Source organism: Oceanobacillus jeddahensis (assembly GCF_000750635.1).
Classification (GTDB): Bacteria; Bacillota; Bacilli; order Bacillales; family Amphibacillaceae; genus Oceanobacillus; species Oceanobacillus jeddahense.
In genome coordinates this window covers 230,474-252,180 of sequence record NZ_CCDM010000005.1, presented here as the reverse complement: position 1 = coordinate 252,180, position 21,707 = coordinate 230,474, and the positions used below count along the sequence as shown (strand labels likewise).

Annotated in this window: 32 protein-coding genes and 1 tRNA gene; 9 read left to right on the top strand and 24 right to left on the bottom strand. The window is 36.3% G+C overall.

The annotated features are described in order from the left end of the window. Positions 1-177 precede the first annotated feature (177 nt). Entirely contained in the window at positions 178-1,374 is a 1,197-nt protein-coding gene (locus BN986_RS19885; RefSeq protein WP_040983414.1) for a DUF4317 domain-containing protein, read from the bottom strand. A gap of 358 nt (positions 1,375-1,732) precedes the next feature. Here BN986_RS19885 and BN986_RS19880 point away from each other — a divergent pair. Next, positions 1,733-1,804, top strand: a tRNA-Ala gene (locus tag BN986_RS19880). A gap of 105 nt (positions 1,805-1,909) precedes the next feature. Then, positions 1,910-2,038, top strand: a complete 129-nt coding sequence (locus BN986_RS27170; RefSeq protein ID WP_148417179.1) for a YfhE family protein — start codon at positions 1,910-1,912, stop codon at positions 2,036-2,038. A 62-nt stretch (positions 2,039-2,100) separates the two neighbouring features. On the opposite strand, the gene BN986_RS19875 is transcribed toward BN986_RS27170, so the two are convergent. The 4 genes from BN986_RS19875 to BN986_RS19860 form a co-directional block, all read right to left on the bottom strand. After that, on the bottom strand, positions 2,101-2,772 hold the full coding sequence (locus BN986_RS19875; protein WP_040983412.1) for a hypothetical protein: 672 nt from the start codon (positions 2,770-2,772) through the stop codon (positions 2,101-2,103). 413 nt (positions 2,773-3,185) lie between these two features. After that, positions 3,186-3,836 (bottom strand): HAD family hydrolase, encoded by a 651-nt coding sequence (locus BN986_RS19870; protein ID WP_040983410.1) that lies wholly within the window; start codon positions 3,834-3,836, stop codon positions 3,186-3,188. Next, positions 3,836-4,318: a peptide-methionine (S)-S-oxide reductase gene (locus tag BN986_RS19865; RefSeq protein WP_040983408.1), complete on the bottom strand. Its 483-nt coding sequence runs from the start codon at positions 4,316-4,318 to the stop codon at positions 3,836-3,838. The genes BN986_RS19870 and BN986_RS19865 overlap by 1 nt, the downstream gene beginning before the upstream one ends. 77 nt (positions 4,319-4,395) lie before the next feature. Next, on the bottom strand, positions 4,396-4,953 hold the full coding sequence (locus BN986_RS19860; protein ID WP_244445056.1) for a GNAT family N-acetyltransferase: 558 nt from the start codon (positions 4,951-4,953) through the stop codon (positions 4,396-4,398). A 748-nt stretch (positions 4,954-5,701) separates the two neighbouring features. Between BN986_RS19860 and BN986_RS19855 the strand changes: the two genes are divergently transcribed. From BN986_RS19855 to BN986_RS19845, 3 genes are all read left to right on the top strand, one after another. Continuing rightward, positions 5,702-6,310 carry an NADPH-dependent FMN reductase gene (locus tag BN986_RS19855; RefSeq protein WP_040983404.1) on the top strand — a complete coding sequence of 203 codons (609 nt, stop codon included), beginning with the start codon at positions 5,702-5,704 and terminating at the stop codon, positions 6,308-6,310. A 15-nt stretch (positions 6,311-6,325) separates the two neighbouring features. Next, positions 6,326-7,513: an NAD(P)H-dependent oxidoreductase gene (locus tag BN986_RS19850; protein ID WP_040983402.1), complete on the top strand. Its 1,188-nt coding sequence runs from the start codon at positions 6,326-6,328 to the stop codon at positions 7,511-7,513. 168 nt (positions 7,514-7,681) lie between these two features. Continuing rightward, positions 7,682-8,623: an FAD:protein FMN transferase gene (locus BN986_RS19845; RefSeq protein WP_040983401.1), complete on the top strand. Its 942-nt coding sequence runs from the start codon at positions 7,682-7,684 to the stop codon at positions 8,621-8,623. Between the two features lie 169 nt (positions 8,624-8,792). Here the strand turns inward: BN986_RS19845 and BN986_RS19840 are convergent, their stop codons facing one another. The 4 genes from BN986_RS19840 to BN986_RS27450 all read right to left on the bottom strand — a co-directional run bounded on the left by BN986_RS19840 (position 8,793) and on the right by BN986_RS27450 (position 9,865). Further along, on the bottom strand, positions 8,793-8,972 hold the full coding sequence (locus BN986_RS19840) for a DUF6440 family protein (RefSeq protein WP_040983399.1): 180 nt from the start codon (positions 8,970-8,972) through the stop codon (positions 8,793-8,795). 90 nt (positions 8,973-9,062) lie between these two features. After that, the gene (locus BN986_RS19835; protein ID WP_040983397.1) at positions 9,063-9,515 is read right to left on the bottom strand and encodes a GNAT family N-acetyltransferase; all 453 of its coding nucleotides are present in this window, start codon (positions 9,513-9,515) and stop codon (positions 9,063-9,065) included. A 12-nt stretch (positions 9,516-9,527) separates the two neighbouring features. After that, a complete protein-coding gene (locus BN986_RS26355) occupies positions 9,528-9,701 on the bottom strand; it encodes a transposase (protein ID WP_081922273.1) in 174 nt (57 codons plus the stop codon). 14 nt (positions 9,702-9,715) lie between these two features. Beyond that, entirely contained in the window at positions 9,716-9,865 is a 150-nt protein-coding gene (locus BN986_RS27450) for a hypothetical protein (RefSeq protein WP_187378590.1), read from the bottom strand. Between the two features lie 339 nt (positions 9,866-10,204). Between BN986_RS27450 and BN986_RS19830 the strand changes: the two genes are divergently transcribed. Continuing rightward, positions 10,205-11,122, top strand: a complete 918-nt coding sequence (locus BN986_RS19830) for an AEC family transporter (RefSeq protein ID WP_040983395.1) — start codon at positions 10,205-10,207, stop codon at positions 11,120-11,122. Positions 11,123-11,325: 203 nt separating this feature from the next. Here BN986_RS19830 and BN986_RS19825 read toward each other — a convergent pair whose 3' ends face one another. From BN986_RS19825 to BN986_RS19810, 5 genes are all read right to left on the bottom strand, one after another. Further along, positions 11,326-11,748, bottom strand: a complete 423-nt coding sequence (locus tag BN986_RS19825; RefSeq protein WP_040983394.1) for an NUDIX domain-containing protein — start codon at positions 11,746-11,748, stop codon at positions 11,326-11,328. A 41-nt stretch (positions 11,749-11,789) separates the two neighbouring features. After that, positions 11,790-11,993: a hypothetical protein gene (locus BN986_RS27740; protein ID WP_244445055.1), complete on the bottom strand. Its 204-nt coding sequence runs from the start codon at positions 11,991-11,993 to the stop codon at positions 11,790-11,792. Positions 11,994-12,009: 16 nt separating this feature from the next. Further along, positions 12,010-12,336, bottom strand: a complete 327-nt coding sequence (locus tag BN986_RS27735) for a nucleotidyltransferase domain-containing protein (protein ID WP_244445054.1) — start codon at positions 12,334-12,336, stop codon at positions 12,010-12,012. 18 nt (positions 12,337-12,354) lie between these two features. Further along, positions 12,355-13,266, bottom strand: coding sequence for a phosphotransferase family protein (locus BN986_RS19815; RefSeq protein ID WP_040983392.1), 912 nt, complete (start codon positions 13,264-13,266; stop codon positions 12,355-12,357). 66 nt (positions 13,267-13,332) lie between these two features. Then, positions 13,333-14,754, bottom strand: coding sequence for an MDR family MFS transporter (locus tag BN986_RS19810; RefSeq protein WP_040983390.1), 1,422 nt, complete (start codon positions 14,752-14,754; stop codon positions 13,333-13,335). 350 nt (positions 14,755-15,104) lie between these two features. On the opposite strand from BN986_RS19810, the gene BN986_RS19800 reads away from it, so the two are divergent. Both BN986_RS19800 and BN986_RS19795 read left to right on the top strand, forming a co-directional pair. Next, the gene (locus BN986_RS19800) at positions 15,105-15,401 is read left to right on the top strand and encodes a TIGR04104 family putative zinc finger protein (protein WP_040983386.1); all 297 of its coding nucleotides are present in this window, start codon (positions 15,105-15,107) and stop codon (positions 15,399-15,401) included. A 232-nt stretch (positions 15,402-15,633) separates the two neighbouring features. Then, positions 15,634-15,831, top strand: a complete 198-nt coding sequence (locus BN986_RS19795; protein WP_040983384.1) for a DUF2188 domain-containing protein — start codon at positions 15,634-15,636, stop codon at positions 15,829-15,831. A gap of 34 nt (positions 15,832-15,865) precedes the next feature. On the opposite strand, the gene BN986_RS27165 is transcribed toward BN986_RS19795, so the two are convergent. Together BN986_RS27165 and BN986_RS19790 are read right to left on the bottom strand one after the other, a co-directional pair. Beyond that, positions 15,866-16,021: a hypothetical protein gene (locus BN986_RS27165; protein ID WP_157037092.1), complete on the bottom strand. Its 156-nt coding sequence runs from the start codon at positions 16,019-16,021 to the stop codon at positions 15,866-15,868. A 48-nt stretch (positions 16,022-16,069) separates the two neighbouring features. Further along, on the bottom strand, positions 16,070-17,206 hold the full coding sequence (locus BN986_RS19790; RefSeq protein ID WP_040983382.1) for a 5-methyltetrahydropteroyltriglutamate--homocysteine S-methyltransferase: 1,137 nt from the start codon (positions 17,204-17,206) through the stop codon (positions 16,070-16,072). Between the two features lie 234 nt (positions 17,207-17,440). Between BN986_RS19790 and BN986_RS28130 the strand changes: the two genes are divergently transcribed. After that, positions 17,441-17,563 (top strand): putative holin-like toxin, encoded by a 123-nt coding sequence (locus tag BN986_RS28130; protein WP_222860956.1) that lies wholly within the window; start codon positions 17,441-17,443, stop codon positions 17,561-17,563. A 249-nt stretch (positions 17,564-17,812) separates the two neighbouring features. Here the strand turns inward: BN986_RS28130 and BN986_RS19785 are convergent, their stop codons facing one another. The 8 genes from BN986_RS19785 to BN986_RS19750 all read right to left on the bottom strand — a co-directional run bounded on the left by BN986_RS19785 (position 17,813) and on the right by BN986_RS19750 (position 21,655). Beyond that, on the bottom strand, positions 17,813-18,733 hold the full coding sequence (locus BN986_RS19785; RefSeq protein WP_040983380.1) for a LysR family transcriptional regulator: 921 nt from the start codon (positions 18,731-18,733) through the stop codon (positions 17,813-17,815). 139 nt (positions 18,734-18,872) lie between these two features. Further along, entirely contained in the window at positions 18,873-19,280 is a 408-nt protein-coding gene (locus BN986_RS19780; protein ID WP_040983378.1) for a DUF2569 family protein, read from the bottom strand. Between the two features lie 79 nt (positions 19,281-19,359). Then, positions 19,360-19,881 (bottom strand): GNAT family N-acetyltransferase, encoded by a 522-nt coding sequence (locus tag BN986_RS19775; protein ID WP_052400966.1) that lies wholly within the window; start codon positions 19,879-19,881, stop codon positions 19,360-19,362. A 93-nt stretch (positions 19,882-19,974) separates the two neighbouring features. Next, a complete protein-coding gene (locus BN986_RS19770; protein WP_040983376.1) occupies positions 19,975-20,241 on the bottom strand; it encodes a hypothetical protein in 267 nt (88 codons plus the stop codon). A gap of 2 nt (positions 20,242-20,243) precedes the next feature. Continuing rightward, positions 20,244-20,489 carry a hypothetical protein gene (locus tag BN986_RS19765; RefSeq protein WP_040983374.1) on the bottom strand — a complete coding sequence of 82 codons (246 nt, stop codon included), beginning with the start codon at positions 20,487-20,489 and terminating at the stop codon, positions 20,244-20,246. A 242-nt stretch (positions 20,490-20,731) separates the two neighbouring features. Continuing rightward, positions 20,732-20,896, bottom strand: a complete 165-nt coding sequence (locus tag BN986_RS19760; protein WP_157037091.1) for a hypothetical protein — start codon at positions 20,894-20,896, stop codon at positions 20,732-20,734. A 109-nt stretch (positions 20,897-21,005) separates the two neighbouring features. Further along, the gene (locus BN986_RS19755) at positions 21,006-21,458 is read right to left on the bottom strand and encodes a hypothetical protein (protein ID WP_040983370.1); all 453 of its coding nucleotides are present in this window, start codon (positions 21,456-21,458) and stop codon (positions 21,006-21,008) included. Continuing rightward, positions 21,455-21,655, bottom strand: coding sequence for a helix-turn-helix transcriptional regulator (locus BN986_RS19750; RefSeq protein WP_040983368.1), 201 nt, complete (start codon positions 21,653-21,655; stop codon positions 21,455-21,457). The genes BN986_RS19755 and BN986_RS19750 overlap by 4 nt, the downstream gene beginning before the upstream one ends. Positions 21,656-21,707: the final 52 nt, after the last annotated feature.

Genomic DNA, 21,707 nt, shown 5'->3' with positions numbered 1-21,707 from the left:
TGTTTGATCCATAATTAAAAGTATAATTGTTATGATTGTATAGTATCCGATTATTGTTGTAAATGCAACAATAATCGATTGTTTTACTTACAATCTTTTAGAAAAACTATCGTGTGAAAAAGCCTCCCAGCCTAATTTCGGCTAAGAGACCCTTCTTTTTAATAAGATCAGTTTTTTTTATTCTTCATCTTCTACTCTATTGAAAATGGCTTCCGGAATCATTTCAAACCCTTCAATGACTGTATTTTCTTCCACTTCAATCATTAAACAGAGCTTGCCGTCAAGCGTTGTCTGGCGGAGATAACGTAAATCTTGCGGGCATACTTTAAGGTCAGCCACTTTTGTTTTGATTTTAATCGATTTAGACGTATACTTTGGCACTACACTAGTTGCTTTCAGCTCATATTTTTCATCATCAATAACCTTTTTAAAAGCAGATTCTACTTTTTCCGGATCAATATCCTGCACACCGCTGCTTGTCAGTACCTTTTCTACATCCTTATAATCCAGCATTGGCGCATCCGGCTCTTCATTTTCTTCATTTTCCTCTACCACACGCTGAATCTCATCATATACATTCGCCAGTGTTGTCGTATTGATCTGCTCTCCCGCTACATCTTTGACAATTTCCTCAAATACGATTTTATCGTCCTCAGCTGTCATCGCTTCCTCTGCATTCAGCACTTCTTCAATAAAATGATAATCGAGCTCATATGGTTTGGAAGCGGAATAAAGAATATGGTTTACATCCGCAGCCCCGCCGGTAAATGCCGGGAATAAGAAACCGCCAATCGGTTGTTTTAAATTAATCACCGGATCTACAACAAAATGATATTTAAACTCCTTTTCTACATAATCAAAGAGCAGTTCTTTTTTCGGGTCCATTGTTTTGTTGATGCTGCATAAGATAAATGGACTTGAATATACTCTGTCCCTGCTGCTTTCCTCTGATTCTTCGCTACTCCGCTTCGTAGATTTTGCATAATCTCCATGGATAAACGTAATAACAATATCCATTTCATACTGTTTATCCTTCAGCATTTTCGCTACCAGTTCGAGCATCTGCTCCTTCCATTCCCCCGTATCATTTGAGAGCATGCCCTTGTGAAGGATAAGCTGGCTGCTGTCTTCCACATCACGCTGGAATTTCAATTCAAATAATTTTTGATCCAGCTGCCCGGTCAACACCTTCTTAAAATTCGCCATGAACAAATCTTTCTGCTCATCCTCCAGCATTTCAAACGGCGTACTTTCATAGTGATAGATTTCACTCGATTCTTTCATTATATATACATTGAAAATATCCTGTATCTTTAATAAGTCGTTATTTACTTTAAATTGTTTCTTTATATCTGCAATATCTTTTTTATTCAAATTGGATTCTCCTCTGTTTCTTAATCGGTTTATCGCTTTTGCTTTGCTATCAGTTTTCAACAGCGCCCATCTATTTTATCATAAAACGAAACTTCATTCAGTGGGAGTTTTCGCCCTTCTCCCACTGAATGATTAGTTGAGTGATTCAGGGAGTTAGCACCCGTTATCTCCCGCCTAAATAAATTTATTTTCGCTCTTTTTTTGAGGCGGGAGTTTTAGCAGCGGTTCTCCGTGATAAATTAATGGAGGTGTTCTTCATTTTAAACGGATATCCTTATAAAAGTCTTGATACAATCCCGTCAAAAGTATATAATGATTAATGGCTGACATATTTTCCACTTATCTTAAATTTTATGATGGGGCTGTAGTTCAGTGGGAGAATACTTGTCTGGCAGACAAGGGGTCACGGGTTCGAATCTCGTCAGCTCCACTTTTAATTAACAATTCAAAAGAAGAAGTTTCATAACTGAATCACTTACTTCACGTATAAAACTTCCAAGCTTGGTTATGCTACCCGTAAAGTGAGGGATGCTATATGCCAAAACAGCGATCTAATGACAGGGAAAAATTTCTCAAGAAGACACAGGAAGTATTGTACGCAAAAGAATTCAAGCGTGCGAATCGAGTGTATGATCAATTCTCTCAACAAAAAGGCCGAAGCTAACATGCTTCGGTCTTTTTGTTGAGAGAAGATCATGAAGCAAAAACACGCTTCATCTGCACAAATCACTCTACTTCATTATCGTCCACAGTAGGAAGCAGCCTGTATTCCCAGTGGGTTCTACATTCATGTAATTTATAATTCCCTTCTATTTCATCTTTTGACATATATCCACATTGCTGATCCGTATTAAAAACATCTTGCACTTCATCTTCTGAGGCTCTATAGTGACTCAAATCTGAATAAACCATAATCCATGCCTGATCAACACTTTTTTCATATCCTGATTTCAAATCATAAATAAGTACACCTTGCGTCCCTTCATCCTTCACCACTCTGATTTCACTTTCATTATCCTGTCCATTTTCTCCCGCAGTCTCCATGAACGCTTCAAGGATATCTTTATTTTTCAACTCATTATTACTGTATACTACATCATCTTCATTGGGAACATATTCTTCCAAAGGCTCTTCCTGGCTCTGTCCCTCCACGGATTCATCTTGTCCTTTTCCTCCCCAATCTTCAAAAAAATCGGTTTCTGTTTCTGGATTGATATGAGATGAATCCTGCGTGCTTTCATGTCCAGATAAATTGTCATTTTCGTTTTGCATCACATCATTATCTGATGACATGTGATTTGACTCAGCATCCGAATCCTCCGCTGCATTTCCACAAGCTGTCAATATAATAAACAGGAATGCTAACATGCCCATTAAAAATGTAGTATTATTTTTCATTTAAAAACTTCCTTTCTCCGATAATATAGCTTTACAAAAGAGTGAATTAGCGCATGTTAATTGATAGTTTAATAAAGTGTCAGCGAGGATTAACATTATTCTCTAATGCCACATATTAACACAGGCATTACAATTATTAAAAATCGGAAGGGGGAAGGTAACTGTTCAAATATTTTAACCGTAACTTTCCTGATTCCATTCTTAGAAAACTTGGCTGTCATCAATCCTTTTGGTGACAGCCTTAGTTACACTTATGCAGTAAGAAAGTTTATACTTTCTTAACTGCCAAGCAAATATTTAATGCATCCTGTGCTACCGGTACATCACTAGCAGTAATGATCATAAAGCACGCTTGCTTATTCTAATGACGAATCGAAAAGCGTCCCTTTGGTTCATTAGAATAAACTTTACCGCTATTCATACCTGCCATTTTTTAATGATTGTATAAATTCATTTACGTTACTTAACATTTGATCTGGCTGAACACGAAATTCTAATGCTTGATAATTAGGCAGCCATTGCACTCCGATTGTATATACGTCAGCCTGATTACCAGCCTGAATATCCGCATCGCTATCGCCTAAAAATACAGCCTCGGTGTTTTTTATGTTCAACAGTGCCAACGCCTCGTTTAATCCCTCTGGATGAGGTTTGGGTATCGTAACATCATCCCCTGTTATGATTACATCGAATAAATCATTCATGTCAAGGTAATCTAAAGATATAAGCAGACTTCTGCTTGCTTTTCCCGTTACAATCCCTAATTTATAACCCTTTTTCTTTAAGAAGCGAAGCAAATCGTTAATCTCCGCATTTTCAACAACGAGATCTCTATGCTTTTCTCGATATTTTTCATAATATAATTCAATTGCTTTATCATGATTGGTGTCTATTAGATTTTCTTTGATGATTCCAGTTTCAGAAGGACCAAACATCGTCTTTATTTCATCGGAGGTAATCTCCTTGTTGTCGAATTCTTTAAATACAGCTTGGAACGCATAAAAACAAACCGGCAACGTATCAGCAAGCGTCCCGTCAAAATCAAAAATAATTGCTTTCATCATTACACATCCTCCCTGGTATATTTACTTAATATCTCATTAGGAATATGACAATAATCATTCGGACATCTGTCTAGTCTGTCTTGATGTTCCTCTGCACTTCTTACGTAATTAGTAAGAGGCAATACTTCAACCATGATACGGTCATAATCAACTCTACTCTTAAGAAACACAGTCGCCTCTTTTAAATGATCCGGATTTTCACTGTATACTCCTGTCCTGTATTTCTTGCCAACATCCTGTCCCTGTTTATTTAAATTGTATGGATCAATGATTTCAAAAAAATATCCCATTAACTCCCTGACCGTTACAACCTCCGGATCAAAGCCCGTTTTTACACATTCAGCGTAACCATCATAATCACCCTCAAGTGTATGACTCCTACCATTAGCTCTTCCCGCTTCTGTATATGTAACTCCAGGTAATGTTTTAATAAAAGCTTGTACTCCCCATAAGCATCCGCCTGCAAAATATACTACTTCCATATTTGCTCTCCTTTTGTTTAAACGACAAGAATTTCATAGATATCATATTAAACATTTTTCACTTACAGAATATAGCGTTATTTTTCCCTGCATAATACTGAAACATCTTCCCAGCCATAAGCTGCATCCTCTACTACAATTCCTCCAAACTCACTTTTTCTGCGAAGATACTTCTTACCTCCCATACGTTCATAGAAACCAAGTCCAGATTTATTTTGTTCCATGACCCACACCATCATCGAATCCATGTTCTTTTCTATGAAATGTTTAGCAATAGCTGAAACCAATTGTCTTCCTGTTCCTAATCCTCTACATTCTGGCAATAAATAAAGTGCGTATAACTCTCCATCAAATTTGTCGTTATCCAAGCGCTTTCCTGCTGCAAAGCCTATATTTCCTTCTTCATTATTATCCGCAATATAAATAAAAGGGTCTTTTTCACTACTTAAAAATGAAATCCACTTTTGCTTCGCTTCCTCGTATGTTAAACTTTCCAAATAATTATCTGGTACTAAACCATCGTATGTAGTTTTCCACCCATCAACATAAACTTTAGCTATAGACTTTATATCTTCTTCACCTGCTTTTCTAATCTGCAATGAATTCACTCCCTGTGTTACCATATAACCTTCCATTCTGCAATAACATATTGTTTCTGTTTGAAATCCTATACATATTATGTCTCTAACTCATAGAATTTTTTATTTCATATGCCTCTTCCTTAACCATTTGATTTGAATAAAAAATAAGCCCATCTGGAATATCATTGGGATTTTACTAAAAACATATTTATTTTTCTCCAGGAAATAATACGGGGGATGAATTTTCCTTTCCCTGGGATAGAAAATTGGACAACGAATTATCATGATTCCTCTTTCCTATACGATTTATAAGTTCTTCTAAAGATTCAATATCCCATAAAATCACCGCTACTTCGTATTTTCTTTATCATAACACAATCCATCTTTTCAGTATTAAAAAAAACTAAAACCTCCCTTCTTCCATTTAATCAGTTATAAATTATCTACACTTCTCTCCCCGTATTTCTAGCCATATTGATTTTACCAAACGCACCCCCTCATAAAATCACATGTTTCAAAATAAAAAGGTAGGGTATTTCAAAACTATGAAGATTACTATCTACATACAACTGAAACAAAAAACTAGATTTAATCAACTGCTTTTACATCGTTCTATGCCAGTAAACAAAACCATTCTAAATATTATTTTTCCTTAGCTTTAGCACTTCTATTATTATTTTAAAATAAATCTTATAATTTTAAACATTTCTTCACATCTCCTTGTATTTCCTCCTTAAACATATTATAATTGAATTGTGATATATTTCACATTCTTTTTTTCAAATAAGAAAGGAGTAATAAAATGAAGAAATTTCTAAGTATTCTAGGAACAAATTCGGACTATTCTACTAATCGCATCTTGCTGCAATTTATTCAAAAACATTTCGCTGATCAAGCCGAAATTGAAATTTTCGAAATTAAAAATTTACCAGCTTTTAATAAGCCGGAAGACAAGACAGCACCTGAGGAAGTACAAAAACTTGCGGATAAAATCAGAGAAGCAGACGGCGTTATTATCAGTTCTCCGGAATATAACCATTCCGTACCGGCAATTTTAAAAAGTACATTAGAATGGTTATCCTATACCGATCAGGCATTGATTGATAAGCCGGTTATGCTGACTGGAGCTTCCTATGGAAGATTAGGTTCTTCTCGTGCACAAAGTCATTTACGGCAAATGCTTGATGCACCTGAATTGAAAGCACGCATTATGCCAAGTTCTGAATTTTTGATCGGTTATTCGTTACAGGCTTTTGATGATAATGGCACATTAAAAGATCAACAAAAAATAGAAGAGCTTGAACAAATTTTTAATGATTTTATCCATTTTGTAGATATCACAAATCAATTAGTCAACGCGAATGAATCTCATCAGAAACAAGCAGCAAACTTCTCATGGGAGACCAATTAATTAGGGGGTATATTGATGAAACTCGTTGGAATCGTAGGGTCAAATGCTGATTTTTCTTATAATCGTCTTTTGTTAAATTTTATCGCTAAAAATTTTAAAAAATTAGTCGATGTGGAAGTACTAGATATTAAAGATGTTCCAATGTTTAATCAGTCTGATGATCAAACAAATAGTGACGTAATTCAAAATTTAAACAAAAAAATTGTGGAAGCAGATGGTGTTATTATTGCTACACCCGAATACAATCATTCCATTCCGTCTGCATTACAAAGTGTCTTAGAATGGCTGTCGTTTAAAATACATCCGCTTGATGAAAAACCGGTAATGATCGTCGGTGCTTCATATGATGTTCAAGGATCTTCACGGTCCCAATTACATTTACGGCAAATATTAGACGCACCTGGAGTAAACGCTATCGTTATGCCAGGTAATGAGTTTCTATTAGGAGAAGTCTATGACGCATTTGATGAAGAGGAAAATCTAAAAGATGCGCAAACAGCCCAATTCTTAGAAACATGTATCAAGAAATTTATCCGCTTTATCAATGTTGTCAATGTCCTGCATTCCCCAGAAGGAATGAAAGATGTATCAGATGCAGAGGATTTATATGCTACCGGAGCAATTGATACGACGGTTGAAGGTATTGACATGACTGCCAATGACTGGCTTGAACAAGCAGCTGAAGCAACACAAGCCGTGGAAGGAAATACGTACGTTAAATTAAATCGCGGGCTTTTAACTGTTAACCAGCTCAATCAATTCTTAAATTCCATGCCTGCCGAATTAACTTATGCAGATAGCAATAACCAATTCTTATACTATAATCACACCATGAATAAAGAAGATATGCTTGCTGGACGCAGACCAGAACAAGTTGGAAGCCCATTGGCAGACTGTCACCCGGAAAGAGTATTTAGCAGTGTTTCCTGGGTCATTCAGCAATTACGCACCGGGAAGCAGGATGTCGTACGGACGCAAGTTCCAACACACGGTCCAGATAAATTTGTTGTTCACAGTTACCAGGCTGTACGTGATGAAAATGATAATTATATTGGAATCAATGAATATGTACAAGATATTCAACCGATTATTGATTGGTATTTAGAACAAACAGGCCAACAGCTAACTGGTGGCGGTGTAGATGCTGTATCCGGAGCAACTTCAAAAGTAGATACCGTCGCTGGAGCAACGGTTAAAAGCTAAAGATTGTTCATGGAAAAAGAGGTCATTACGGCCTCTTTTTCGAATGTTGGCTCAGGCCTTTATTTGTTTCATAGACGATGCTGCTGCCAAATGTTTCTCCATAAAAACCGAAGACATTTAAGCATTCTTGCGTTTATTCAAGTATTCTAATGCAAAAGGGTGACAAGTATGACAATGCAAACACGTGAAATACATATGATGGGAACAATTATCCAATTATCCGTTCAGCATGACTATGCAACTTTTATTTTGGAAGAATTGATTCTCCGATTGAAAGAGTATGAGAAACGCTTTAGTGCGCATGATGCCAGTTCAGAGCTGATGAAAGTGAATCAAAATGCAGGGGTCAAACCAGTAAAAGTAAATCCAAGCTTGTACCAATTAATCAAAATTGGAAAGAAACACAGCACTCCGGCAGACAGTGCGTTAAACATTACCATCGGCCCCCTTGTCCAAGCTTGGCGTATCGGCTTTGAAGATGCAAATGTTCCCTCGTCAAAAACCATTGAAGCTTTGCTCAGCAAAACAAATGCTGAAGACATCATTCTTGATGACAAAGAACAAACCGTCTTTTTTAAGCACACGGCTATGTTTATTGATTTAGGTGCACTGGCAAAAGGATTTATTGCTGATCTTCTGATTCAAGACCTGGAATCAATGCAAGTATCACAAGCTCTGATTAATTTAGGTGGAAATGTCATAACGCATGGAACTTCTCCAAAACAGGAAGACGACTATTGGCGTATAGGAATTCAACATCCATTCCTGCCACGCGGAAAGTATATCGCTGTGTTGAGCGCATTAAATCAATCTGTGGTTACCTCTGGAATTTACGAAAGAAATTTCACGAAGGATAACCAGACCTACCATCATATTTTGAATCCTCATACCGGTTACCCGATAGAATCAGAAATTGCCGGGTTAACGATTGTATCCAAAAAATCTGTCGATGGCGAAATATGGACAAGCCGATTATTCGGAAAGTCTCCCCGCCAAATTATTAATACGTTAGATGAATTAGAGGATATTGAAGGTATTGTTGTTACGATGGATGGGAAGATGTGTTATTCTGAGTCTCTTAAGCCATATATCAGCGAAGATATTTTATAATTTAATGTCTTTAAGGGAGAGGGCAAATTAGGGTATTTGCTCTCTCCTAAAGCAAAAAAGTTCATTCACTATAATCCTATTAAGGGGACCCAGATTCGTGAATCACTTCAACTCTACTAAAAAAACTCTCTTGCTTATTTTTAGAATGTGCAGTGTTTTTTATTAAAATTCACTTTTTAAAATGCTTATCCACTAAGGGTTTCCCTTCTTGATCAACCATAACAGTCAGCCCTGATCCATAACCTTCTTGATGCGACATATACAAAACACCTGTCTCATTATCACGAATAACCTTCGTGACCTTCCACTTTCCTTGCGTATACACTTCTTCAAAACGATCGTTTTCCATGATTACACCCCTCATTAAGTTTCTATGATTCATAGTTTAACATGACTTTACTTCATATTTTCTTTCTTCTATTAAACAATCTAATATTAATTATATTTGCTTTTTAAAAGATGTTAGAGATAAACACTCTGTTACTTTTATTTCTTCTATTTTTGAAAATCCATTTCTCAAATAAAAGGCTACTGCTGGTGTATTTTTAGTTCCAGTTGACACTGTTATTGCTTCAATGCTTTCCATTTTATCCTGAAGAAAATTTAATAACTTTCTGGCGATTCCTTTTCTGAAATGTTTGGGATGCACCATTAGTCGATGTATATCCATTAACTCTTTATCCACTTTTATCGATATAACTCCAGACAACTCTCCATCTAAGTAATAACCAAAGAAAATCTCTCCACATTGTTGTAATGACTTAACGGTATCCTGTAATGGTGGTATATCATAAAAGTCAATTATTTCTGCTTCCACCTTGTATGAAAGTATTTGAATATTTAATACTTCTTTTGAAATTTTCGGATTAGTAATATCCATCTTTTTAATCAAAACAATACCTCCTTATAGAGTTTGTTCAACATGAAGACTCTTTCCAAAATTCCCTTTTCCAATCAGGATCTGTGTTTTCCAATCATAAAACACGTTCAGTTGAATTCCGTATGCCAATGCAATCAGGTTCATGGATTTTCCTTCTTCAAGATTTTCTAACACGATTTGGGATTTAAATTCATCTATATATCCTTTTCATTTTATGCTTTATGTTGTTTTTCTAGAAACTTCTCCAGCCTATATGCTATAAAAACAAGAGCTCCTGCTCCGATACCTACCATTATACCATCTGTAAAAAAACCAATAATTCCTCCAACCAAAACAAACGTCGTTACTTGTAATTTCATCATAAAGTACTTGCACCTCTTCCCAAACTTATCGTTTCAAATTACTTCACTATATATCAATTCCAAATATATAAATGGTGAGCTTCCAAAAATTTGTTTTCCTATTTCAACACACAAAAATTACTTTTTATTCCACACAACCATTGATAAAACGAAACTTCACTCAGTGGGAGTTTTACGGACGGTGCGTGATAAAACCTATTGGTCTCCTATTCATATAAGTAATACTTATTCCAGAGGATAACTTTTTGATATTTTCCTTATCTTTCCTTCTATGATAAGATAAAACATATTTAGTAAACAACGCAATGCAACGATGAAATATTTAGAATGAGGTTTGACATGTTTATTTTTATTTTATTAGATGTGATATTTCCTATATTGATATTGACTCTGATTGGCGCTGTCTTGCAAAGAAAATTTCAATTTAACCTGAAACAATTATCTACACTAATTACATATTGCTTAATGCCGGCGACTGTATTTGTGAATATATATCATATCCGTATAGAAATGGATTTATTTTTCCAGATAATATATTATATCATGCTTTATAGTTTAATCCTGATCATGGTAAGTCACGTCATTGCTAAACTTTTAAAATTAGATAGAGGAGAAAGTGCGGCTCTAAAAAATAGTATTTCATTAATGAACTCTGGCAACTATGGATTGCCAGTAAGTCAATTAGTTTTCAGCAGCAATCCCTTAGGATTTTCGATTCAGGTGTTCATTCTTATTTTCCAGAATCTTTTAACCTATTCTTACGGGATTTATAATTTATTATCCGCAACGAAATCAATCGGAGGTATTATTCAGTCCTTTCTAAAACTGCCTGTATTTCATGCACTATTATTAGGCATGCTATTTCAAGCCTTTTCCATTCCCATTCCTAATTCGATCATGATACCTTTGGACCAGCTTGCGGATGGTTTTGTTGCCGTCGCCCTTTTACTACTGGGAGCACAATTATCCAATATTAAGCTGCAATTTTTCCACCGGGTCATCACATGGTCTTTGATTGGAAGGCTGGTGATGGGTCCATTATTAGCACTGGCTGTTATATACCTGTTGAACATTGAGGGAGTCGTTGCACAATCCTTATTTATTGCGAGTTCTTTTCCGACTTCCAGGAACACATCAACGATTGCGATGGAATATCAAATCAAGCCGGAACTGCATGCACAAATCGTTTTATTTTCAACGCTTTTCAGTATTATTACGGTAACTGTTGTGATTTATTTATCTTATATTTTGTTTTGAATAATATTCGAATAGCTACATTGATATTGGACATTAGAAAAGCAAGAAATTACGGCTTTTCTAATATCCATATAAGATTTCCAGCTACTATTTGAAAATATTTTTCCAAACTACTATCAACGTGCAAATTTATGTTTTCGTATTCCTTCATTATTAGCTGAAAAAGAAATGGAGCATAGCGATAATAAATCACTATACTCCCCTTATTTCTCTACTCCCTGAAACGTATAAGGAACAGCCTTTTCCAATAAGCTTCTAATACCCGTTTTATGATAAGGCAATCGTTTATCCGCTTCTTCTATACGGACCCATGCGGTGTCCGAAATGGTTTCCGTATCTTGTATGGAAATTTCTCCACCAACAACCTTTCCCTGAAACGTAAAAAAGACTGTGTGATGATTGAACTTTTCCATAAACGCTTCATTCACAGCAAGAACATCTCCTGCTTCAATCGTTAGACCTGTTTCTTCTTTTGCTTCACGGATAACCGCTTCTGTTAACGTTTCTCCTGTTTCCACTGCCCCACCAGGCATTGACCAATTATCATGCTTTATATTTTTCACCATTAAAATCTTTTCTTCTTTCTCATCCAAAATCAATGCGTAAACCACATCTACTCTTTCCATTTAATTGCCCCTTTAATGTATTTTCTTTTTGTCACCTTTCCTTAATTCCATTTTGATAAAATGCTGCGTAATATCTTTTTACTTTCTTCATCCTTTTGTCGATATGGACGGCCAATTTCTCTATACACTTCTTTTTCTTCTAAAAGCTGTTTGGGATGTATAACCTTTGCAGTAATATTGTCCAAAAGAAAATTTTCCTCTAATAGCGAATCAGCGCACCAAACCCACTCAGGCAAACCATTCATAATAAGACTACCATCACTATGATAAGTAATGTAACCAAATGTAACCAATGGAAAGATCTACATTATCTTTTTGAAAATCGGATTGCCTATTACAAAAAGGTTCTTTCACAAATAGTTGTTTATACCCTGCTTTTACAAGCTCTTCTTCGAGACATTCTCTATATTGAATCCAGGTAACCAGATCAATATCTTCGTGAGGACGAGTCACCTTACCAAGCATAAAATCAATTGCCCAACCGCCTTTCACCCACATTTGCAGCTTATGTTTTTCAAAAAGTGCCTGCAGTTCCCTCAGAATTACTAATTGATTTTTTGCTTGTGTATTTATCTGGCTCAAATCCATAACTTTTCACCCCGCTTTCTAGTATTCATCTGCTTTCTCCAGCAATGAAACTGCATAGCAATCCATTCTCTCCTTCATCATCTCCACAGTAATATCCGTTTTTCCAAAGACTTTCCACCCGGGATAAACTTCTGGCTGATCTTCTAAAACATCCATTAAGGAAACAATATCCCAGTAAACATTATAAGAAAAATGATAGCCCATCTTCTCTTGATAAGCAGATAAAAAAGCGTCTGCAGCTTCCACGCCATAAAGCATCGCAAGATTCCAGCGGCAATGCCCTGCATCTATACCAGCATGACCGAGACAGCTGCTTGGCCAGTCAACCACACCACTAACTCTACCATCCTTCCATAGCACATTCGTTGGGTGAAAATCCCGATGGATAAATATTGGTTTATAGCTTGGCTCCGGCTGCATCGCAATCTCTTTTAACCTCTCCCATACCTCCTGTTTATTTGACCAGCCAGGAATTTCGATTTCATCCGCTTTTTGATAACGTTCATGCTTCCAAGGAAAATTCTCTATGGAATTATCGTGAATCCGGGCTAATGTTTCCGCAAGCCTATCCAGCCATTCCGTTTGATTGATCGGCAGGATATTTACCTTGCCTTCGATTTTCCGCATTAAAAGAAGCGGTTTGCCGATCACTTCTCCATCCGGGTCAACTGCAATACATTGGGGTGTCTCAACAGTTAATGAAGCGGCAGTTTTTAAGCTATTTGCTTCTTGTTCAATATCTTTTGCTGTACGATTCTTTTCATATTGGCGTAATACCAACTCTGTTTTTTTCTCAGCAGATAATTGTAGAACGATTGCATACATTGTGGCTGTGGTGCTTCCTTCCAATAGATAAACATGGTGAATAATTACCTCTCCAGGAAAGTGAGAAACAATCCACTGCTTTAATTTTTCAGGAAGATAAACCATATAATCCCTCCTTTTTATTTAAAAATCCCCGCTTCACCTAAAAGATTAAACGAGGATTCTTATTTGTCAGGATACGTTATTTTGCTTCTCCATCCTCGCCTGCTCTGCAGGAGATGGATCAAATTTGATAAAGAAATAAGCGATTAACGTACATAAAGACAGCACAGCAATCACGCCAAAGGCTATATTCACCCCGAAAATATCAGGACGTGCAATCGATCCACTGCCTTCTGTCATCGTAGCCACAGATGTCATAATCGTGACAAGTATCGCCGTACCAACAGAAGCTGCTACCATACGCATCGTACCGTCTAATGCTGCTCCATGTGGAATAAGCTCTTTCGGTAATTGGTTTAATGCCGCTGTCTGAATCGGCATCATAATTAGTGCAAATCCAAACATACGTACAGCATACATTACAATTACAAACGTAAAGGTCGTCTCGACATGAAGAAACATAAATGGAACGGTCGCTAACGTCACAATAATTAGCCCCGGAAGCACAATCCATTTCCCGCCGACCCGGTCAAAAATCCTGCCGATAATCGGTCCCATAATACCTGTGATCAAAGCACCCGGGAGCATCGACAGCCCAGCTTCAAATGCAGAAAAGTCCCGCATATTTTGCATATACAGCGGGATCAGGGTTTCTGATCCAATCAGCCCCATAAACGTAATCGAACCAATAAATACACTGAATGGGAAAATAGCATACTTAAATACTCTAAATTCAAGCATTGGATATTTCAGTTTTAACTGACGCAAAATAAATAGAATCAGAGAAAGGATACCAATAGCCAAAGTTACTAATGTAATCGGCGCTCCCCAGCCAAAGTTTCCTGCATTGGTCACACCATAAAGAATACCGCCAAATCCAAAGGATGACAGAATCACAGAAAGGACATCAAACTTAGTCTTCTTCACCTCTGTTACATTACGTAAGGCAAAGAAAGCAATAATAATATCAATAATAGCAATCGGTAAAATAATATAAAACAGCACACGCCAGGAATAATGCTCTGTCACCCATCCTGAAATAACAGGTCCAATTGCCGGTGCAAAGGAAATCACCAGACCAATTAATCCCATCACGGATCCTCTTTTATTAATGGGAAAAATCAATAAGAATACAGTTGTCATTAATGGCAGCATAACACCTGCACCAATAGATTGAATGACTCTCGCCATAATTAAAAATTCAAAATTCGGTGCCAGCCCGCCAATCAACGTTCCCACAGCAAATACACTCATTGCTGTCAAAAAGAGCTGTCTCGTTGTAAAACGTTCAATCAAAAAAGCACTGACAGGGATCATAATCCCGTTCACCAGCATAAATACTGTTGTCAGCCACTGTGCACTATTCGGTGTCACACCCATTTCATTGATAATTGGCGGTATCGCCGTAATCATCAATGTCTGATTTAAAATAGAAATAAAAGACCCTGCCAGCAAAAGTGCGACAACAGTCGGTCGATGTATTTGATTCATCTATCTGTATCCCTTCTTGCAGTTAAATTTGTATTTTGATTCTCGAAATAATAAATAGCTTCTTATAGATTAAAGGAAAAATGAAAAAGAAGCCAGCTTTTTTCCACTTTAAAAGAAAGAATTCAAGGAATAAAGTACGACGGACATAATGTTCCGGCACCCGTCCCAATGAAGGCGTTCTCGAAACTCTTGCACTCAAGAGCATCATGGATTTTAAGAATGCAAAACATACTTTCAAAGCCCCTTTAACGAACGCCAGGTTTTCTTTATCCTGATTGTTGAAAATGAACATTCATTTTTCCATATGTTACAATAATCATATAACTACCTGCTTACGAGGAGTGATCCGTATGCCAACATGTCAGTACTGCCAACATAGATGGACGTGGAAACAGACAATGAAAGTGACCACTACCATCGATACTGCGTATACCTGCCCCCATTGTGGGGAGAAACAATATGCTACTAAAAAATCGAGAACACAGTTTTTCCTGTTAACGCTTATTCCATTGACAGCCCCGCTTCTAAACTTTTTTAATGTACCTTTCTGGTTTATTTTCAGCTGGTTGATTCTAGGAAGTATTCTTGTTCTTAGTCTTTTCCCAGCCGTATTAAAACTGACAAGTACAGAGGAACTTTTCTTTTGACTTTATGTTGGTTGCCGTATTTCAAAATGATGAAAATGTAATAGCTGTAAATTCGAGCAGACGTCTATCATCTGTGTTTTTAGAACAATATTTCAATAAAATTGTAGAATTAATAATGAAATATGTAAATCCTTCACAGCTAAGAATGATGAAATTTCATCTTATCCAATGTTTCACTTTCCTCAACTAAGGGAAAATCTCCCATAACAAGGTTATAAAGGAGTTGGGCAAGATGAAAACATTTAGTGTCGCACCAAACGCAGATGAAACAAGCTGGTTTGTAAAATTGGAAGATGTCGCACCAGAAGAAGTTTATGGTGCTAAAGATGATGCTATTTCTGCTGCAGAGCAAATGGCGAAAGAGAATACACCGAGCAAGGTGGAAATCTTAGATAAGGATGATAATGTCCAGGAAGAAAGACGATTCTAGAATTGTACATTTCAGTCGCAAAAATACAAGTTTATTAAATCAATAAATGCAGAAAAAGAAGCGCTGAGAGTAGTGCTTCTTTTTCTGCATCAGTTTGGATGTTTTTATAAAATTGTGTAATTATGATCGTAAAGACCTTTCCTGTACCGTCTTCATCAGCTTGGAAAAAATCAATACCATAATTTTTCATACACCTACTCATAGCCAGTTCAGTCTAAAATCGAAACTGGATCAGATGTCATTTCCCCCAAACTTCCTCAGCAACTTCTCTTACCAGACGTAATTTATCCCATTGCTGCTCTTCCGTTAGAATATTTCCTTCTTCTGTTGAAGCGAAACCGCATTGCGGACTGACACATAAACGTTCAATCGGCACATATTTCGAAGCTTCTTTAATACGTTCTTTAATTTGCCCTTTATCCTCAAGCTCTGGAAGCTTAGAAGAGAATAATCCCAATACAACAAGCTTATTATCACTAACGTTAACAAGTGATTCAAAACCGCCGGCACGTTCTGTATCAAATTCCAGATAATATGCCTTTACTTTTTCCTGTGCAAATAAAATTTTAGCAATGGTATCATAAGCACCAGACGAAGCCCACGTAGAATGATAATTTCCGCGGCAAACATGCGTGGTAATTATCAGATCCTCTGGATGATTTTCAATCGCTTTATTGTTTAAATTCACATAAAGTGTACCGATATCTTCTACATTCGTCCCATCATGACGGCTTGCCCAATAGTTTTCATCAACAAGCATTCCCCATGTGCAGTCATCTACTTGCAAGTTTCTGCATCCAGCATCATATAAATCTTGAATCACCGTACGATATGCGGCTGCAATATCTTCTACTAAATCATCCTGGTTTGGATAAAGCTTATTCGTTATTTCCACATTTTCCGGACGTTGGAGCTCTGCTAAAAATTGTGCAGGAGCTGGAATTGTCTGTCTTGCCACAACTTCCTCATCAGCAAACTGCTGTACAAATTGGAAATGCTCTACAAATGGATGATTTTCTCCGCTGATTTTCCCGGTTAAGCGGGCTGTTTCTGCACGTGTTTCTTCACCTTGAAATTGATAACCTTTTTCAATATCCTGCTTCTCTACACCCTGCAGTCCCCACATAAAGTCAAGATGCCACCAGGAACGGCGAAACTCCCCATCTGTAATTGCTTTTAAGCCTACTTCTTTTTGTTTTTGAATCAAATCTCTAATGGTTTCATCTTCTACTGCTTTTAAATCCTGCTGAGAAATGTTGCCTTTCGCAAAATTTTCCCGGGCTTCCTTTAATTTCTCCGGTCGCAGGAAGCTTCCTACATTATCAAACCGAAATGGTGTTTCTGCACGTATGCCTTCTTTGCTAACTACTGTCATTACGAATCTCTCCCTCGTTTCATTGATTGAGATTAGTTTATCACAGAAAGCTTACTATCAGATAACACCTAAAATCTATCGTTTGTTATAGTTTTAACCTATATCAATATATTCATAAGAAGTACTCCATAGCAGTTTGACAGCAGCCAATACGAACTTACATTCTACAAACATCACCTTTTGAATTAATTCTATGTTATAATAATAGACCAATAGTATACGGTTTCTTCGAGGGTGGTCGGCTCATTCCCTATCGAAAGGGGGTGGTGCTGTATTACAGTTTTTGAAAGCTTAATGCTAGCAATAGCTTTTGCTTCCTTAATTATTGCAGTGCTGTCATTTAATCACAAAAAATAATCCACCCTTGAGTTTAGCAACTTAAGTGGATTATTTTCGCTATACTGCTGACCCCTTAAAAGGGAGCCTTGCTATTGACTTACCGTTCGTGTGACAGCACGGACGGTACTTCTATTATATTTACTTCTATCCTTATTATACCCTATCTTTTTGATTTTTAAAAGTTCTTTCAAATAACTCGTGAACACTGAATCTCCAAACGGAAACAGACTTATCCATCGTTTGCTATAACTTTACCCTATGGCAAAATCACGGCAAATTCTGCTGCTCCTCGTCAATGCTTGTCTGCAAATAGGAAATATACGTTTGTGCCATCGGGCTAAGCTCCATATCTTTATGAACAATATAGCCTACATGAATGATTTCATCAACTTTCAACGGCACCGCTATAATATTATCTCCATTCAGCCTTTGACTGATCACTCCTGTCGATATCGTGTAACCATTTAGACCAATCAGCAGATTAAACATCGTCGCCCGGTCCCGGACATGAATATTTTTCGGGCGGGTCAGCGTACTAAGAATCTCTTCGGAAAAATAAAATGAATTATAATCGCCTTGTTCATAAAGCAGATACGGATAAGGCTCTAAATCCTCCAGCGTCACATAATCTTTCTTCGCCAATGGATTATCTCCGCTGATAAACACATGTGGTGTAGCTTCAAATAAATGGTGAAAGGCTAAATTTCCTTCTCTTAAAAACTTACGAATAATTTGTTCATTGAAATCATTGATATACATAATCCCGATCTCACTGTTTAAATTTTTAACATCTTCAATAATTTCATAGGTTCTTGTTTCCCGAAATGTAAAATCATATTCATCCCGGTCATAATCTTTTAACAAGCGTACAAATGCACTGACCGCAAAAGCATAATGTTGTGCAGATACAGCGAAATGATGCTGTGGTGTTGCATTATTGGAATAGCGATTTTCCAAAAGCTCGGCCTGCTCCAACACCTGTCTGGCATAACCTAAAAACTCAGAACCCTCTTTGGTCACATGAATCCCCTTATTTGTACGTGAAAATATTTTAACGCCAATTTCTTTTTCCAGCTCCTTTAAAGCATTGGACAAACTCGGCTGGCTGATAAATAGGGTTTGGGCCGCCTTGGATATCGAACGGCTTCTTGCCACTTCAATCACATATCTTAATTGTTGTAAGGTCATTATTCTCTCCTTCCTCTGGTCCGATTCTTTTCCTGTAAAAATGAATAAGTTATTTACACCTACATCCGTAACGGAATGTATTTCAACCTAAATTTCAAAAATATATAAGTAAGTATTCTCTTCTTCATTTCAAATGTCCTCATTTTTGGAATGTCGCCTTAACGCGTTTAGACCTGATAAAATACCCAATCCAAATCATACTGAACAGAATGGAAATCCAATTCAGCCTCCCTTCATAAATTAAGAGAGGTAAATACGAAAAAATATTAATAATGTAAGCTGCTATCATAAACTTTGGCAATATTTGTTTCCTTTTGAGCCATAAATAGATGATAAACAGGTAAAAGAAAACCAGAATGAAGTTGATTATGTATATAAATAAATTGTAAGCATCTAAGTAAAAGGGGTTAACAGCTATGACAACATACGTTACAGCGGCTATGTTAAAAATAATCATAATTGCCGGGATAATAAGCCATCCTGCTACGATAGCATATTTAAAATCGGTTCTAAATTCAGATTGTTTTTTTGTCTCTTTTTCTTTCACTAGTTTGTCTCCTTTTTATTCAATTAAACTCAATATAGCAAATTCGGTTTATCCCTTCAACTGCGTTTCAAGCTCTATCTTACTTTAAAAATAATTGATAAGCATATCGTTCCCCATTTTCAAAAGGGAGATGAACAATACCCTTAAATGAAAATCCAGCAGACGAAATAACCTTTTGCATTGCGCGGTTTTTTGGATGCGTATCAATCCGGATTTCAGATATTCCTTTTTCTTGGCATACCAAGAGCAGCAGATGCAGAAAAATTTTTCCGTAGCCTTTTCCATCTGTATCTGGATGAATAGCGAATTTATGAATCGTAACATAGTTTCCTTGCGATGTATCCCAATCGCCATAAGAAATCTTAGCATATGCCTTCTCTTCTTCGTCCGTCATGATTGCTGTACCAATAATTTCCTTATTTATTGTAAAAAGATAATTATTTCCTTTTTCTAATTCTCCCTTTATCTCTTCCTCTTTTGGAGAATCTTCATCAGACCATTGTGGAGAGCCGGATTCCATCAGTTTATTTTTAGCATGATTGATAATTTGCATAATCCCTTTGAAATCATTACGATTTCCAGTTCTTATTTCAATATTCACGATTGTCACCTGCTTTTATTTTTTTGACTATCTAATTATTTCTAACCACTGAAAACAAAATTTATCCTTTATTTTCGAACAATATGTAAGAAATTAAGAAATAAAAATAATAAGTGATAAAGTTAAAAGAAAAATTCCATTGTCTAAATCCGTACAAGCATCAGATAATTCAATTTCTCTTTTGAATGTAAAGAAAACCTGTTTTTTATGCGTTGCAATATGCTCCCCGGTAACTTTTTTTAATTCACAATAATTTTTTTCGCTCATAAATGGCTTTTTTATAATAAAAGTATCTTCCCCATACTCCAGACGATATTCTGTATACCCTTTCGTTAATGTATCTTTGACATCTCCGGTCATCACTAGCTTTCCAATTTTATTTTCTCTTCCCTTATTGGAAATAATGAGATCCCAATTCCTTTCCCATGCTGCTTTTTATTTTCAAGAAGTTTGATTAGCTGATGCATATATTTTACTTTATATGATTTGCGACTTTTTAAATGCAGCAGTAACTTTGTGGTTGTTAAATAACCCGCTTTTTTATTTTCTACAACGATTTTCTGTTTAAATAATAGGGGGATGAATGGGGACTTAATAACAGCATTCATATATACCGTCTCCTTCTATATAAAGATTAATGGATGCTTTGCCTATCAAATACATATAGAATTCCATATTCAAGACGCACTATCCGCTTTTATATTTCTTCAGTATATTCCCTTGGAGTTACTTCAGGAAACTGCAAAGCAATAAATCTCCGTATAGGATTTCAATTCCAAAATAAAAAGCTATTTGATGAGCTGATCGAGATGAGCCCCAAAATAGCTTTTCATACCGCGAATGGATGTAATTACTTTTTATCAAACATCTGATACCAGGCATAAACAAACAGCGTAACACCAACACCCATGTTCCAATTCCATATACTCGCATCAAAGTTTAAAGAATAGAAAACATTTAAACCCATAATAACAATTCCGAAAAATAATAGTGCAGGGAATACTATATTTTCCACGCTACATTTTCTGCCAAAAATTTGAACCACTACTATCTCCTCCGATAACTTCTGCAGCATACACATATACACTAATAATATATGATTCTACATATTATTGTAATAACCTTCACAATAATTCTTTATTCTTTTTATACGAACGTTTTAATGAAATAAGGTTAAATAAAAAGGAAATTACGCCAACATTTATTCCCATTACTAGAAATTCATACCAGCTTGCATTGTTGGATATTATTGTATAGATCAGATAAAGTAACGCATAAATCATAGCAAATGAAGCTGAATTGGATATGAGGGCTTTTATCTCTCTTTTATATTGTTTCTTCGTCGCAATCTCAGCATATTCCATCCCAGACATTATATACCTTGCTAACGTATACAATAGAAATACTGCTATACCTGCAAATAGCATAAATTCCGTGTCTAGGGCAATAAAATGATTAATGATCAGTATCATGCCAAGAAAGAGCACAAGTACGACTGCTCCTTCAGCTAAAAAGTATAGCATCTTCTTTTCCTTATATTCATCTTCCGGCATCAAAAAAGATATCCATGATTTCATTTATCTTCTACCTCCCAAAATAATTCATCTAATGTTTTTTCGAGCTCTTTTGCTATCGCAACGCAGAGCTGAAGTGTGGGATTATATTCCCCTTTTTCTATTAATCCAATTGTCTGTCTGGTTACACCGACTTTTTTTGCCAGCTGCTGTTGGGTCATCGATGTTTTTATACGCGTTATTTTTACATTATTTTTCATTGTTAAACCTACTCCACATAATGTCATGTATAAATTGCATTTGTTAATTATA

What these genes read in the sequence shown, in the direction of transcription:
- BN986_RS19865 (WP_040983408.1), bottom strand. Translation starts at nt 4,318, where the DNA reads ATGGAAGTAGTATATTTTGCAGGCGGATGCTTATGGGGAGTACAAGCT.
- BN986_RS27165 (WP_157037092.1), bottom strand. Translation starts at nt 16,021, where the DNA reads ATGAAAAATTATGGTATTGATTTTTTCCAAGCTGATGAAGACGGTACA.
- BN986_RS27170 (WP_148417179.1), top strand. Translation starts at nt 1,910, where the DNA reads ATGCCAAAACAGCGATCTAATGACAGGGAAAAATTTCTCAAGAAGACA.
- BN986_RS27735 (WP_244445054.1), bottom strand. Translation starts at nt 12,336, where the DNA reads ATGGATTTGAGCCAGATAAATACACAAGCAAAAAATCAATTAGTAATT.
- BN986_RS19840 (WP_040983399.1), bottom strand. Translation starts at nt 8,972, where the DNA reads ATGGAAAACGATCGTTTTGAAGAAGTGTATACGCAAGGAAAGTGGAAG.
- BN986_RS19830 (WP_040983395.1), top strand. Translation starts at nt 10,205, where the DNA reads ATGTTTATTTTTATTTTATTAGATGTGATATTTCCTATATTGATATTG.
- BN986_RS19850 (WP_040983402.1), top strand. Translation starts at nt 6,326, where the DNA reads ATGAAACTCGTTGGAATCGTAGGGTCAAATGCTGATTTTTCTTATAAT.
- BN986_RS19800 (WP_040983386.1), top strand. Translation starts at nt 15,105, where the DNA reads ATGCCAACATGTCAGTACTGCCAACATAGATGGACGTGGAAACAGACA.
- BN986_RS19790 (WP_040983382.1), bottom strand. Translation starts at nt 17,206, where the DNA reads ATGACAGTAGTTAGCAAAGAAGGCATACGTGCAGAAACACCATTTCGG.
- BN986_RS19860 (WP_244445056.1), bottom strand. Translation starts at nt 4,953, where the DNA reads ATGGAAGGTTATATGGTAACACAGGGAGTGAATTCATTGCAGATTAGA.
- BN986_RS19770 (WP_040983376.1), bottom strand. Translation starts at nt 20,241, where the DNA reads ATGACCGGAGATGTCAAAGATACATTAACGAAAGGGTATACAGAATAT.
- BN986_RS27740 (WP_244445055.1), bottom strand. Translation starts at nt 11,993, where the DNA reads ATGAATGGTTTGCCTGAGTGGGTTTGGTGCGCTGATTCGCTATTAGAG.
- BN986_RS19870 (WP_040983410.1), bottom strand. Translation starts at nt 3,836, where the DNA reads ATGATGAAAGCAATTATTTTTGATTTTGACGGGACGCTTGCTGATACG.
- BN986_RS19810 (WP_040983390.1), bottom strand. Translation starts at nt 14,754, where the DNA reads ATGAATCAAATACATCGACCGACTGTTGTCGCACTTTTGCTGGCAGGG.
- BN986_RS19750 (WP_040983368.1), bottom strand. Translation starts at nt 21,655, where the DNA reads ATGAAAAATAATGTAAAAATAACGCGTATAAAAACATCGATGACCCAA.
- BN986_RS19765 (WP_040983374.1), bottom strand. Translation starts at nt 20,489, where the DNA reads ATGAATGCTGTTATTAAGTCCCCATTCATCCCCCTATTATTTAAACAG.
- BN986_RS19785 (WP_040983380.1), bottom strand. Translation starts at nt 18,733, where the DNA reads ATGACCTTACAACAATTAAGATATGTGATTGAAGTGGCAAGAAGCCGT.
- BN986_RS19825 (WP_040983394.1), bottom strand. Translation starts at nt 11,748, where the DNA reads ATGGAAAGAGTAGATGTGGTTTACGCATTGATTTTGGATGAGAAAGAA.
- BN986_RS19815 (WP_040983392.1), bottom strand. Translation starts at nt 13,266, where the DNA reads ATGGTTTATCTTCCTGAAAAATTAAAGCAGTGGATTGTTTCTCACTTT.
- BN986_RS27450 (WP_187378590.1), bottom strand. Translation starts at nt 9,865, where the DNA reads ATGATGAAATTACAAGTAACGACGTTTGTTTTGGTTGGAGGAATTATT.
- BN986_RS19755 (WP_040983370.1), bottom strand. Translation starts at nt 21,458, where the DNA reads ATGAAATCATGGATATCTTTTTTGATGCCGGAAGATGAATATAAGGAA.
- BN986_RS19855 (WP_040983404.1), top strand. Translation starts at nt 5,702, where the DNA reads ATGAAGAAATTTCTAAGTATTCTAGGAACAAATTCGGACTATTCTACT.
- BN986_RS19845 (WP_040983401.1), top strand. Translation starts at nt 7,682, where the DNA reads ATGACAATGCAAACACGTGAAATACATATGATGGGAACAATTATCCAA.
- BN986_RS19875 (WP_040983412.1), bottom strand. Translation starts at nt 2,772, where the DNA reads ATGAAAAATAATACTACATTTTTAATGGGCATGTTAGCATTCCTGTTT.
- BN986_RS19795 (WP_040983384.1), top strand. Translation starts at nt 15,634, where the DNA reads ATGAAAACATTTAGTGTCGCACCAAACGCAGATGAAACAAGCTGGTTT.